13 protein-coding genes are annotated in these 12,370 nt (G+C 65.0%); 10 read left to right on the top strand and 3 right to left on the bottom strand.

Features of this window, described 5'->3' with window-relative positions; all coding sequences use genetic code 11:
* Nucleotides 1–879: 879 nt before the first annotated feature.
* The 8 genes from N2603_RS23735 to N2603_RS23770 all read left to right on the top strand — a co-directional run bounded on the left by N2603_RS23735 (nt 880) and on the right by N2603_RS23770 (nt 7,412).
* Entirely contained in the window at nt 880–1,524 is a 645-nt protein-coding gene (locus tag N2603_RS23735; RefSeq protein WP_260384063.1) for a hypothetical protein, read from the top strand.
* 181 nt (nt 1,525–1,705) lie between these two features.
* Nucleotides 1,706–2,335, top strand: a complete 630-nt coding sequence (locus N2603_RS23740; protein ID WP_260384064.1) for a PilZ domain-containing protein — start codon at nt 1,706–1,708, stop codon at nt 2,333–2,335.
* A 122-nt stretch (nt 2,336–2,457) separates the two neighbouring features.
* The gene (locus N2603_RS23745; RefSeq protein WP_018641775.1) at nt 2,458–3,456 is read left to right on the top strand and encodes an acyl-CoA desaturase; all 999 of its coding nucleotides are present in this window, start codon (nt 2,458–2,460) and stop codon (nt 3,454–3,456) included.
* A 135-nt stretch (nt 3,457–3,591) separates the two neighbouring features.
* Complete coding sequence (locus N2603_RS23750) at nt 3,592–3,834, top strand: hypothetical protein (protein WP_260384065.1); 243 nt, start codon at nt 3,592–3,594, stop codon at nt 3,832–3,834.
* Between the two features lie 100 nt (nt 3,835–3,934).
* A complete protein-coding gene (locus N2603_RS23755) occupies nt 3,935–4,090 on the top strand; it encodes a hypothetical protein (RefSeq protein ID WP_260384066.1) in 156 nt (51 codons plus the stop codon).
* 313 nt (nt 4,091–4,403) lie between these two features.
* Complete coding sequence (locus N2603_RS23760) at nt 4,404–5,444, top strand: PrsW family glutamic-type intramembrane protease (RefSeq protein ID WP_028151012.1); 1,041 nt, start codon at nt 4,404–4,406, stop codon at nt 5,442–5,444.
* Nucleotides 5,445–5,514: 70 nt separating this feature from the next.
* The gene (locus tag N2603_RS23765; RefSeq protein WP_018641771.1) at nt 5,515–6,093 is read left to right on the top strand and encodes an HdeD family acid-resistance protein; all 579 of its coding nucleotides are present in this window, start codon (nt 5,515–5,517) and stop codon (nt 6,091–6,093) included.
* Between the two features lie 233 nt (nt 6,094–6,326).
* Nucleotides 6,327–7,412 carry a 3-deoxy-7-phosphoheptulonate synthase gene (locus tag N2603_RS23770; protein ID WP_311740411.1) on the top strand — a complete coding sequence of 362 codons (1,086 nt, stop codon included), beginning with the start codon at nt 6,327–6,329 and terminating at the stop codon, nt 7,410–7,412.
* Nucleotides 7,413–7,466: 54 nt separating this feature from the next.
* Here N2603_RS23770 and N2603_RS23775 read toward each other — a convergent pair whose 3' ends face one another.
* The 3 genes from N2603_RS23775 to epmA are packed head-to-tail and all read right to left on the bottom strand — an operon-like array spanning nt 7,467 to nt 9,920.
* Nucleotides 7,467–7,721 (bottom strand): hypothetical protein, encoded by a 255-nt coding sequence (locus tag N2603_RS23775; protein WP_018641769.1) that lies wholly within the window; start codon nt 7,719–7,721, stop codon nt 7,467–7,469.
* Between the two features lie 43 nt (nt 7,722–7,764).
* Entirely contained in the window at nt 7,765–8,859 is a 1,095-nt protein-coding gene (locus tag N2603_RS23780; RefSeq protein ID WP_260384067.1) for a lysine-2,3-aminomutase-like protein, read from the bottom strand.
* Nucleotides 8,856–9,920: an EF-P lysine aminoacylase EpmA gene (gene epmA, locus N2603_RS23785; protein WP_018641767.1), complete on the bottom strand. Its 1,065-nt coding sequence runs from the start codon at nt 9,918–9,920 to the stop codon at nt 8,856–8,858. Before epmA ends, N2603_RS23780 begins: the two co-directional genes overlap by 4 nt.
* Before the next feature lie 162 nt (nt 9,921–10,082).
* Here epmA and efp point away from each other — a divergent pair, with 162 nt between their 5' ends.
* On the top strand, nt 10,083–10,649 hold the full coding sequence (gene efp / locus N2603_RS23790; protein ID WP_260384068.1) for an elongation factor P: 567 nt from the start codon (nt 10,083–10,085) through the stop codon (nt 10,647–10,649).
* A 24-nt stretch (nt 10,650–10,673) separates the two neighbouring features.
* Nucleotides 10,674–12,296: a M23 family peptidase gene (locus tag N2603_RS23795; protein WP_260384069.1), complete on the top strand. Its 1,623-nt coding sequence runs from the start codon at nt 10,674–10,676 to the stop codon at nt 12,294–12,296.
* Nucleotides 12,297–12,370 lie beyond the last annotated feature (74 nt).

The raw sequence follows: 12,370 nt of genomic DNA on the forward strand, positions 1-12,370 counted from the left end.
CCGAGACGGCAAAGACGGGCGAGATGGTAAAGACGGCGAAACCAGATGCGTCCCCGCAGCAACCGGAGAGGATTGTCCCAAGCCGGCCCCGACCGCCACGCGGTCCCCGACACCTGCGCCGTCCCCAATGCCCACGGCGTGCCCCACGCCCGCGCCGTCCCCCACACCATGCGCGACGCCCACGTCGACCGAGACGCCCAAGCCAGAAGCCGCGCCCCGAACACCTGGAAAGGATCCTCGCATGCCTTCCCCGTCAGACACGCCGACGATCTCCACACCACCCGGCGCTCCGTATACCCCGACATCATTCGATCTCGCCGCAGTGTGCGGCTTAGCGTTGGTCATCCTGGCAGGCGGCCTGTTCGTTCTCATGCAGATATTGAGAACCGATCTGGCGAGACGGGAAAATCTCTGGAGTGTGAGATTGGGTCAATACACTCTCCAGATCCTCGGACTGACCTTCATACTGCCCACGATACTGGTCATAGCCGTCGCCACGCGCTTGAACGCCGAGGCAACAACGGCCCTTCTCGGATCCATCATCGGATACATCTTCGGATCGTCGCGAGCAGCCGACCCCGCGCTGCCAACCGCATTGTTGCCGCAACAACACACGGCACCCGGGGCGCCAACTGCGCCATCGGCTCATCTGCCTGCGAATCCTCCCGCATCGTCCGCGCGCGAACCAGGGCCAAGCGCAGACCCATAAGCGTCATCTGTATCGCAGCCGCCGCATCCGAGGCTGCATCCACGCCCCCGCACCGTCCCGGTACGACGGGCCTCTGAGATCGCGGACATCGCGCGGCGAGATCCGCAGCCGCGCATGAACTCCCTGCCCCCAGCCCCCGACCAATGCTCGATTGGAACCGGTGCAGGCCCATGGAGCAGCCCAAATCCCCTTCGGACAGCCAGCGCGGCTTTGTCGCGCAGCCGCCGTCCTGGATGCATCGCGCCGTCCCCTACGCGCCGGGCCGGCGCGCCAAGATGCTGGAGCACATGGCGCGCGCCAGATCGGTGCCGCAGCGCCAGGCCGCGCCGAAGCGATCGCGCACGATTGGCGTCGAGATCCTCATCGACGTCGTCGCCCACGTCACCCTGTTCGGCATCATCGCCTTCCTCTTCATGTCGCGCATTCCGCTCTACCTCGGCGCATTTCTGTTCCTGACCGACGGCGAGCGGATCGAACGCATCCTCGCTGCGACGGGCATCCGGTTCGAGCCCGGTGCGATCGGGCCCGATATCGTCAAGGGCTTTGCATCCTGGTTCGGATGGTTCGCACTGCTCGGCGCTCTCAAAGGCTCGGTCCCTGCCTTGGTCGCGCGATGGATGCCCCCGGCCGAGTCATGGTCGTTCATCGCCGGCATCGCCCTTCTGTTCGCCTGCCTCGAAGTGTTCGGCTCGCTCGCGATCCGGCGCGCAGTGGCGTGGTGCGGATTGGAGCACCGGTCAGATGGTCTGATCTGGACAACGATCAAATTCCTGATCGCGCTCGGCCTGCTGGCTCTGGTGGTGCTGTTCGGATAGGTGCCGCAGCCGCTGCTTCTGCCGCACTCGGCAATGACGATGTTGTGAGAGCATCATGGCGCACAACGCCCCGCGCATTTACCGGAAATTTACCCCCACTACTGAGCGACGGTATCATTTGCTTAGAATTTGATGACTACCGTGGATTTACGGAAACACTCCGAAACCACGATTGGCCCTCATGTCCGTCGCAGAGTTCCTCAGGCAGCGCGCAGTGGAAGTCACCGTGAGCGGCAGCTACTCGCTGCCGCGCTGGTACGACTGCGAAGGCAAGCTGCGGACCTTCGCCTGCCGGACCAAGCGTGTCTCGCCGTTCCGCATGATCGTGGACGTGCCCGTCGTCGGCAAGGTCGGCGAGCGCGTGACCTCCTACTTCCAGGACTTCGGCGAATTCCAGTGCACCATCAGCGCGACGCTGAAGGCGGGCTTCCTGATGGAGCTCGAGATGACGCGGGCGCGGCGGGCCTGGATGTCGGAAAAGCTGACCTGGCTCGAGAAGAAGCAGAAGGACGCCAGCGTCCTGGAGCTGCGGCGTGACGCCCGCTTCGTTCCGCAGGTCTCGCATACACTGCTGACGCTCGCCGACGGCAGCATCCATCCCTGCTTCATCATCGACGTCTCCACGGCCGGCGTCGCCATATCCTGCGAGTACGACCCGCCGGTGGGAACCGCGCTTGCGATCGGCGCCTGCGTCGGGCGCGTCATCCGCAAATTCGACAACGGCTTTGCGGTCAAGTTCGCCGAGAAGCAGTCGCGCGACGACCTCGTCCGCCTGATCGTGCGCGCGGCGCCCCTGGCGCAGTCAGCCTGATACCGGCCGGGCCGATCTTAACTCTTTCTTAACTAACCGCTGGAGCCGGAGGCCCCTGCGCGATAGGGTGTGACCCAATACGTCCGCAATCAGTGCGGGCCTTGAGTATTGGAACTCCCGGAATGTCCATCGCCGAGGCCGCCCCGGCTGAAATCGCAAAGACCGCCGTCACCGCGGCCACGCCGCAACTTCCGCCCGGCGTCGTCACCGAGGGCCCACTGGTCCAGGCCAAGCTGCGCGAGAGCTATCTCCTGCTCGGCATCCTCTATGTCGGCGCGGTCGCGGGCATCATCTGGGCCGTCACGCAGGGCGTCGGCAAGGTCGAGCTGTTTACGTTCGTCTGGATGTTCGCGCTGACGACCTTCGGCATCGGCGCCGGCATGCACCGCCTGTTCGTGCATCGCAGCTTCCGCACCGGCCCGATCATGCGCGTCTTCTTCTGCGCGATTGCGCAGATGGCGGTGCAGGGCTCGATCGCCAAATGGGTCGCCAACCACCGTCGCCACCATCTCTACGCCGACGACGTCGGCGATCCCCACAGCCCGCAATTCGACGGCTTCGGCAATCGCTATGTCAGCGCACTCAAGGGCTTCTTGCATGCCCAGGGCAGCTGGGTGTTCGACCAGGCAACCACCGACAACGAGTACTACGCCAAGGACATCCTCGCCGACCCCATCGCCATGTTCTTCGTGCGCACCCGCTGGGTCTGGTACGGGATGTCGGCCGTCTTCATCCCCGGCGTGATCGGCTACACCTTCGGTGGCGTGCACAGCATGATCGGCTGCGTGCTGTTCTCCGGCCTGCTCCGCGCCTATCTGCTGATCCTCACCAGCCAGCTCACCGGCTCGGTCTGCCACGCCTACGGCTATCGCCGCTTCGAGGTCGACGATGCCTCGACCAACGAGTTCGTGACCACGATCCTCACCTTCGGCGAGGGTCTGCACAACAACCATCACCGCTTCCCGCGGGACGCCTATATCTCGCACGCCTGGTGGGAGATCGATCTCAACGGCCTGATCATCCTGGGCCTGGAAAAGATCGGCCTCGTCCACGACGTCTTCCACGCCTCGCACCGCCAGTTGGAGCGGGCCGAAGCGCAGGCGGCCTCGACGGCGCGGTGACCGGCAGGCGGCGGCCGCGTTGCGGCCGTCTTGCCTCCGCATCGCCGCCCTATCGCGGCCCCATTGCGGGATCAGCTTTTGACGGTCCGTGCCGCATGCCGGACGTCTTTTGCGGACTTGCGATCGGGGGACCGGATGCCAGTCAACAAGATCACCTGGGACAGGGTCGGCCGGGTTACCGAGCCCGGCCGCTACATGTACACGTTCGGCTGGCTCACCATTACCGCCGACGATCTCGATATCTGGAAGCAATACCCGGACGCCGCATTCACGCTGCTCGCGCACCATGCCGAGGCGGACTCGTTTGTCGGCGAGGAATTCCATCTCGGCGCCTTCGACATCGCCCCGCAAGGGCCGCCGCCGTTCACCACGCACTGAAGCCGGGAACGCGGGCTCCAGGCAGTTTGCGAAAGGCCCGGCTTCACCCAGCGCAGGTCAATGTGGGAACGCATGGCATGCGCGTTGCTTAATCTGTGTCATGATACACATCCCAGCCGTCGACCAGGCCTTCCTGCTGCTGCTCATCATCCTCTGCCTCGGCACGTGCCTCGTGCGTGCCTTCTGGGAGCTGGAGCAAGTGCGGGCCCGCCGGATCGCTTCACCACGGCGCGGCCGCACGACGGAGCGCGACTAGGCCGACCCGCGCCGCCGTGCGCTCCCCCAAGCGGGCAATCCGGCTCGGGACACGGACATCCATCGTGAATCGAGGAAACCTGCGCACTTCCTTGATCTGATTTGCCAATTCGCACCCCGCCGCAAGGCGCCGCTATTGCCATTGATGACGAAGTGGCTTTGTCATGCAATTGATTGCGCTTGTATTCTACACATCGCGCCCCTGATGAACGTTTGCTGTCGCGCTGGTTAAGCGAAGCGACAGCCTACGCATGACACATGGTCGCATCGGTAGAAGTAGCTAAGCGGATCAAGGGAACCTATTTTCGGCGCCGATGTACCTGATTGAAGCGTTACCCACCGTCATCGGAACTGCCGCCATCGCCCCGGCGCTGCTGATGCTCTGGCTCGTCATTGCCGCCGAGGAACGCCCTGGCCCACCGGCTCAGGTCTGGACCGCGTTCCTGCTCGGCGCAGCCAGCATTTCCCTGCTGGGCCTCGCCCGAGCCCCCTTCGCCAAGATGGTCGCGGCCCCCGACAACCCCTGGGCGGCCCTGGCCATGCATTCGGTATTCGGGGTCGCACTGCCGGAAGAAGCCGTGAAGGTGATCGCCATCGTGCTGGTCTCCTCGACCAAGCGGCGGACGTTCGCCAATCCGATGGACACGGTGGTGTATGGCGCCGCAGTCGGCCTCGGCTTCGCCGCCTACGAGAACCTCGCCTACCTCGTCCAGCACGCCGAGATGTGGCGCTCGCTGGCCGCCTTGCGCAGCGTGCTGACGGTGCCGTTCCACGGCGCGCTCGGCATCATCGCCGGCGCTTACCTGACGATCGCGCGGGCCGGCACGGCGCTGGGCGCGAACCGCCACCATCGCGACTGGGCCCGCCTGTCCAGCCGTCTCCTGATCTTTGCGGGACCGCTCGCCCTGCATTCGGCCTTCGACTTTCCGCTGCTGACCTTGCAGCGAATGCCGGATCTCGATCCCACCCTGCGGATGTGGCTGGGCGGCGCGAGCCTTTTGATCGGGTTCAGCTCGATCGCGTTCGCCATCCGCCTGGTCCGGCGCGTCGCGCGCCATCACGCGCCGCGCACCGACATCGCACGGGAGCGGCTCAGCCAATTGCGCCGGATGTGGGCGCTGCTGCTGGCCGGTGGCGGCGTCGGCTTCCTCGGCCTCGCCTTCGTGCTGACCTCGATCCACCACTGGCTGATCAACCCCGAACGCAATCTGACGCTGGCCCTGATCCCGATTGGCTTCGTCTCGATCCTGCTCGGCCTCGCACTTCTGATCGTCACGATCGCGATCTACATTCTTGGCCGCAACCGCGTTCGTACCAGTGGCGAAGGTTTTTCATCTGCGCACGGCGGCGGTTGACGCACGGGTTGGCGAGCGCGCTGCGCACAGGGTAGATTGGACGCATCGGCAGCCAATTTGGGGGTCACCCATGCCATCGCCCGAGGATTTTTCACGGCTGCAATCCGCGATGAGCCAGGCGGTGAAAGCGCATTGGAGGGCCTTCCTGTTCGAAGGCATCCTGCTCGCCGTGCTCGGCATTGCCGCGCTGATCGTGCCGCCGCTCGCGAGCCTTGCGACCGCGATCTTTCTCGGCTGGGTATTCTTGATCAGCGGCATCGGCGGCCTGATCGTGACCTATTGGGCGCGCAGCACGCCGGGCTTCTGGTGGTCGCTGATCTCGGCTGCGCTGGCCTGCCTCGCCGGCATGCTGCTGCTGGCCCGGCCGATGCAGGCCGTGCTGACGCTGACCATCGTGCTCGGCGCCTATTTCCTCGCCGAGGGCGTCGCCACCATCATGTACGCACTGGAGCACCGCCGCGAGCTCAACAGCCGCTGGTCGTGGCTCCTGATCTCGGGCCTCGTCGACATCGCGATCTCCTTCATGGTGATCACGGGGCTGCCGAGCTCGGCGGAATGGGCGATCGGGGTTCTCGTCGGTATCAACCTGCTGTTCGGCGGCGCCACCCTGATCGGCATGGCGCTGGCGGCACGCAACAGCAACACCTGAGGGCTCTCGTCGCCCGACAGGCCGATTGGGGGGTGACAAGGCGCCAACGGCACGCTATATCGCCTCCATGATCACCGTCGCCACCAGCTATTTTTGGTACTTTAGCTACGACAGCTTGCTGGCGGCAGGAGGATCGCGCTCAATCTAGAATATTGAAGCAAACGTCCGAACAGCCGCCAGACCTGGCGGCTTTTTTATTGGCCGGCAGGTTCTAAAACAGACAGGAGCCCGCCGTGCTGAGCACGACAGACGATCTTCGTATCCGCGAATTGAAAGAGCTGAGCACGCCCGATGAGGTGATGCGGGAGGTCCCGCGCACGCTCACGGCGACCCGTGTGGTCATGGCCGCGCGCAACGCCATCCATGCCATCCTCACCGGCCAGGACGACCGCCTGCTGGTCGTGGTCGGGCCCTGCTCGGTGCACGATCCCAAGGCCGCGCTTGAATACGCCGAACGTCTCGCCGCCTTGCGCGAGGACCTCGCCGACCAGCTCGAGATCGTGATGCGGGTCTATTTCGAGAAGCCGCGCACCACCGTCGGCTGGAAGGGCCTGATCAACGACCCCGATCTCGACGGCAGCTTCGACATCAACAAGGGCCTGCGGCTGGCGCGCAACGTGCTGTCGGCGGTGAACAATCTCGGCCTGCCCGCCGGCACCGAATTCCTGGATATGACGACGCCGCAATACATCGCCGACCTCGTGTCCTGGGCCGCGATCGGCGCGCGCACGACCGAGAGCCAGATCCACCGCGAGCTGGCCTCCGGCCTGTCCTGCCCGGTCGGCTTCAAGAACGGCACCGATGGCAATGTTCGCATTGCCGCCGATGCGGTGAAGTCGGCTTCGCACCCGCATCATTTCATGGCGGTCACGAAACTCGGCCGCTCGGCGATCGCCTCGACCGCGGGCAACGAGGACTGCCACATCATCCTGCGCGGCGGCAGCGAGCCGAACTATGATGCGGCGAGCGTCGCGGCGGCCTGCAACGAGCTGGCGAAATCCAGTGTCGCGCCGCTGGTGATGGTGGATGCGAGCCACGCCAATTCGAGCAAGAAGCCGGAGAACCAGCCGCTGGTGATGGCGGACATCGCCGGCCAGATTTCGGGTGGCGAGAACCGGATCATGGGCGTGATGATCGAGAGCAATCTCGTCGCCGGCCGCCAGGACGTCGCGCCGGGCAAGCCGCTCGTCTACGGCCAGAGCATCACGGACGGCTGCATCGACTGGGCGACCACGGCAACCGCGCTGGAACAGCTCGCTGACGCGGTCGAGATCCGCCGCAACGCCCAGCGCGCGGGACTGCACGAGCGGTCGGCCTGAGGCCAAACAAGGGCGGGCGGGGCGATGCTGTTCGCGCCCTGCCCGCTGTTGTGATCAGCAGCCGCGGCAGATGCTCTTGATCTTCTTGTCGAGCAGAGCGTCTTCCTTGTTCACGGGATTGTTCGGATCGCTCAGGTTCTTCTCGCTCGGCACATCGCTGGCGCGCGGCTGGCGATGACCGACGGGCGCCGGCAACACCGATCCGGAGGACGCGCCGCTTGATGTCGATCCCTTGGAGCCGCCGGTTTGTGCAACCGCCGTGCCGCCGAGCAAGACCACGAGCGATGCTGCCAGCATGATCTTCTTCATGTCCTTATCCTCCGTTCTCAACGGGCGCTCCCACCATCACCGCTCAGGTCTCGGGCGGATAAAGATGAACCTCGCCGCAATAATCGACGATACGATAACGTGTTTCGGCTTCCGCATCACGTGCGTCGGGTGCGGTATTTTGTGCCGCCAACACGTAATTAGGCCCGACCGGCGACTTGCCGGCGCCGCCGGGAATATCGATGACATAGTCAGGCTGACACAGTCCCGACACCCGCCCGCGTAGCTGCCGCATCAATTCCTGTCCCTCCGCGAGCGTCGTTCGCAGATGCGCTGTGCCCGGCGCCAGATCGCCGTGATGCAGATAATAGGGCTTGATCCGGCATTCGACGAAAGCTCGCATCAAATCCGACAAAGCGGCCACATTGTCGTTGACGCCGCGCAAGAGCACGGACTGGCTGACCATGGGAATTCCGGCATCGACGAGCCGCGCGCAGGCGGCACGGGCGCTTTCCGTGAGCTCGCGCGCATGATTGGCATGCAGGGCAACCCAGGTCGTCGCGCCGGGAACCTTCAGTGCGGCGACCATCTCGTCGCTGATGCGCGCGGGATCGGCAACCGGCACGCGGGTGTGAAGGCGGATGATCTTGACGTGACCGATTGCAGCGAGATCGGCCATGATCTCGCTCATGCGACGCGGAGACAGCATCAAGGGATCGCCGCCGGTCAGGATCACTTCCCAGATCTCGCTATGCGCGCGGATATAGTCGATCGCCGCACGATACGCGTCTTCCGACAGCGCATTCTCCTTGCCGGGCCCAACCATCTCGCGGCGGAAGCAGAACCGGCAATAGACCGCGCAGACGTGAACCAGCTTGAACAGCACGCGATCGGGATAGCGATGCACGATGCCGGGAACCGGCGAATGCGGGTGATCGCCGATCGGATCGGCGTTCTCCCCGGGCCGCATCTCCAGTTCCGCGGCGGTCGGAACGAATTGCCGCGCGATGGGATCGTCGGGATCGGAGGTGTCGATCAGCTCCACCAGCGCCGGCGTGATCGCAACCGCATAGCGCGCGGCGACGCGCTCGAGCGCGGGCAGCGCCGCGGCGGGAGCAAGCTGCTCGGCCACGAGCTCGGCGGGCTCGCGCAGGGTGCGTGCAAGGTTGGTCTTCGTCATGTCTCACTTAACGTTTCATTTGCAGGCGGCGTCCACACTACCTGATCAATCCGTGTTGCGCCGCTCGCCAGCATCACCAGCCGGTCGAATCCAAGTGCGACACCGCTCGCTTCCGGCATCTCGGCGACTGCGGCGAGAAAATCCTCGTCGAGCGGATAGGCCTCACCGTAGCGGCGCTGCTTTTCCGCCATCGAGTCCGTGAAGCGGCGGCGCTGCTCCTCGGCGTCGGTCAGCTCGCCAAAACCGTTGGCAAGCTCGACGCCGCAGGCATAGACCTCGAACCGCTCGGCGACCCGGGGATCGTCAGCCTTCACCCGCGCCAGCGCCGCCTCTGGAGATGGGTATTCGAACAGGATGGTCAAACGTCCCTGCCCGAGATGCGGCTCGACATGCTCGACCAGGACCTTGCTGAAGATGTCCGACCAGGTGTCGTCCCCGGCGACGCGGACCTTGCCAGCGGCCATTTGGGCGAGCGCGGCACGGTTACCCTCGCCGGCAGAGATTGTCGACAGCAGATCGATTCCCGCGAACCGCTCGAAGGCACCGGCGACCGTCAGAAGCTCCGGCTCAGCAAAGGGGTCGGCGGTGCGGCCCCGAAAGGAGAACGTCCCGATTCCGGTCGCCTGCGCCGCACGGGCGATGACGGCGACGGTGTCGGCTATGATGGCGTCATAGGGGGCGCTGGCCCGGTACCATTCCAGCATGGTGAATTCGGGCAGATGCAGGTCGCCGCGCTCGCGGTCGCGGAACACCCGGGCGAACTCGAAGATTCGGGGCTCCCCGGCCGCCAGCAGCTTCTTGCAGGCGAATTCGGGCGAGGTCCGCAAGTATCGGCTGGCCCGGCTGCCGTCGGGCCGCATGATCTCGGTCCGGGGGGCGTGCAGATGGGTCTCATTGCCCGGGGAAACCTGGAGGACCGAGGTTTCGACCTCGATAAACCCCTGTTCGGCGAAAAAGCCCCGTAGAGCCCCGGTTACGGCGCCCCTGGCCTGGAGGAACGGCCGCCGGTCGAGGTGCCGGGAGGGCGACCAGAACGGCGAGATCGGCTTGTCCCCAGCCATTAACCGACGGCTCCGCAGTCCAGCAAAAAGCTGGCATCCAGCGGCAAAATCAGTATGTTGCGGCCCGAAACGGGCGCCGAGGTCCGATTTGAGGCCCCAAGTCCCCCATCAATTTGACCACGTCCTGGCCGCAGCCGGGCCAAGCAAGCAGGAAATACAGCTTTGAGAGTCATCGCCAGTTCTATTCGCAAGGGCAACGTGATCGAGCAAGACGGCAAGCTTTATGTCGTCGTGAGCGCCGAGAACATCCATCCCGGCAAAGGCACCCCGGTCAGCCAGATCGAAATGCGCCGAATCTCGGACGGGGTAAAGATCTCCGAACGCTACAAGACCACCGACCAGGTCGAAAAGGCCACGATCGAAGAGCGCAACTACACGTTCCTGTACGAAGACGGCGACGGCTTCCACTTCATGAACCCCGAGACCTACGACCAGGTCCAGGTCTCCAAGGACGTGGTCGGCGACGCGGCTGCCTATCTTCAGCCAGACATGACCGTCAAGCTGTCGACCCACGACGTCAACGTGGTGTCGATGGCGCTGCCGCAGCGCGTGACGCTGGAAGTGGTCGAAACGGAGCCCGTGACCAAGGGGCAGACCGCCTCGTCCTCCTACAAGCCCGCGGTGCTGTCCAACGGCATCCGCACCGCCGTGCCGCCCCACATCTCGGTCGGCACCCGCATCGTGGTGATGACCGAAGACGGCTCCTATTCCGAGCGCGCCAAGGACTAAGCCAGCAATCGAGGATCGGAACAGGTGCCGCCGGGGGGCGAGACAGTGGTTGGGAAGAGTTTCCGCTTCGTCTCGCTTCTCGTGGCGTCGCTGTCGCTTCTCATTGCCCCACCGCTCGCCGCGGACGAGTTCCGCAGCCCCTCACTCACGGCCTTGCGCGTCGATTGGCGCGCAGCGCTGGACCAGCTTCGCGCCGAGATCAACAGCCACCCCCAGGTTGCCGGCGATTTCATCTTCGTGCCCCGCCGCTCGGTGCCGCGCTACGATCCGCGCGCGACGCCGGCCCTGGTGCAGCTCAACGGTGTTTCCTCGCAATTCTTCACCGGCATTGCCCGCAGTGCCGTGCCCGTGCTGCTGCCGTTCGACGCTGGCGCCTATCTCGAGGCCCGGCGTAGTGGCGCGCCATCGAGCCTGTCGCTGTCGCGTTACCAGGCCGACTTCAGTCCCGTCGACATGTTCGATGCCGGTCCCGCCGGTTACAGCGCGACCTTCTCGCTCGAGCCTGGCGCCGGCGACGGCATGCCCTCACGTGTGTTCGCAAGACCGGTCGAGGTGCAGATCACCGGCTCGGCGCTGCTCTACGACATCGCCGATCCCACCGGCGGCAAGGGCGAGCCGGTCAAGCCGCTCGCGGCAACCTATCCGGACCTGCGCCGATTCATCCGCGAAGGTTACGTCCGCTACGCCTTCACGCGCTTCGGCGTCGTCTATGTGGTGTCGATCCAGTGCCTCGATAGCGTCGCAAAGCCGAGGCGCCTTGCCTGCAAGGAAGCCTATCCGGTTGCCGAGCGCTTCCTGAAGGCGCTGCACATCGCCGGCGGCCAGCGCATGCGGCCGCTGACGGATATTGCGTCCAACATTCTCGATCGCCCCGCGGCACGCTCACCCGATTTCAGCTATCGTCCGAGCGGCGACATCATTCCCAACACCGGCTATCGCAACAAGAGCGGCCATCCCGACGTGATGGCCTATGCGCAAATCCGCTTTCCGCTAGAGAAGGCGCCCGCCTTCGTGCGCTCGCAGTCCTACGCCAGGCGAGACAAGAGCGAAGGCCTGACCGCCTATCCCTGGCGCGACAATTTCTGCGAATCCCGCAGCTTCGAAGTCTGGCAATGCGCCGGCGGTTACGGCCATCAGGGCGAGGACATCCGTGCCGCCGAATGCCCGCCGCCCGGCGAAGGCCGCGAACCCTGCGATCGCAAGCAGCGCGCCGTCGTCGCGGTGCGCGACGCCGTCGTGATCCGTTCCTCCAAGGACCAGGCCGCGACGCTTCAGGTCAACAGCCGGACCGAGCACATCCGCTTCCGCTACATGCACATGAATCCGCAGGCGATGAATGCCGATGGCGTCCTCAACGGCCGCCTCGTCGCTGAGGGCGAGAAGATCGGCGTCGTCTCGAACTATCTCGACCACCCCGCCGGCACGTCGATGCATCTGCATTTCGACGTCCAGGTGTTCACCCGCGACGGCTGGATCTGGGTCAGCCCCTACGTCACGCTCGTTTCGGCCTATGAGCGCCTGATCCGTGCCCGCGGCCGCGAGATCGGCCCGGAGATCGCCGTCACGGCCCAGCCGGTGGCCCATGCGCTGCCGGAGGACGTGATCAAGCCGGACCTGCGCGAGGGATCGAGCAGCGAGGAGAATTGACGGCTCGCTCGTTCTAATGCCGTGCATGAGCGCGTTGTCGCGCACACTCCCGGCTCGAACGAAGAAGGAATTGC

Source organism: Bradyrhizobium huanghuaihaiense (assembly GCF_025200885.1).
GTDB lineage: Bacteria > Pseudomonadota > Alphaproteobacteria > Rhizobiales > Xanthobacteraceae > Bradyrhizobium > Bradyrhizobium huanghuaihaiense.

Excerpts from the sequence above, each read along its gene's own strand:
- N2603_RS23735 (WP_260384063.1), top strand. The coding sequence starts at position 880 with ATGGAGCAGCCCAAATCCCCTTCGGACAGCCAGCGCGGCTTTGTCGCG.
- N2603_RS23740 (WP_260384064.1), top strand. The coding sequence starts at position 1,706 with ATGTCCGTCGCAGAGTTCCTCAGGCAGCGCGCAGTGGAAGTCACCGTG.
- N2603_RS23745 (WP_018641775.1), top strand. The coding sequence starts at position 2,458 with ATGTCCATCGCCGAGGCCGCCCCGGCTGAAATCGCAAAGACCGCCGTC.
- N2603_RS23750 (WP_260384065.1), top strand. The coding sequence starts at position 3,592 with ATGCCAGTCAACAAGATCACCTGGGACAGGGTCGGCCGGGTTACCGAG.
- N2603_RS23755 (WP_260384066.1), top strand. The coding sequence starts at position 3,935 with ATGATACACATCCCAGCCGTCGACCAGGCCTTCCTGCTGCTGCTCATC.
- N2603_RS23760 (WP_028151012.1), top strand. The coding sequence starts at position 4,404 with ATGTACCTGATTGAAGCGTTACCCACCGTCATCGGAACTGCCGCCATC.
- N2603_RS23765 (WP_018641771.1), top strand. The coding sequence starts at position 5,515 with ATGCCATCGCCCGAGGATTTTTCACGGCTGCAATCCGCGATGAGCCAG.
- N2603_RS23775 (WP_018641769.1), bottom strand. The coding sequence starts at position 7,721 with ATGAAGAAGATCATGCTGGCAGCATCGCTCGTGGTCTTGCTCGGCGGC.
- N2603_RS23780 (WP_260384067.1), bottom strand. The coding sequence starts at position 8,859 with ATGACGAAGACCAACCTTGCACGCACCCTGCGCGAGCCCGCCGAGCTC.
- epmA (WP_018641767.1), bottom strand. The coding sequence starts at position 9,920 with ATGGCTGGGGACAAGCCGATCTCGCCGTTCTGGTCGCCCTCCCGGCAC.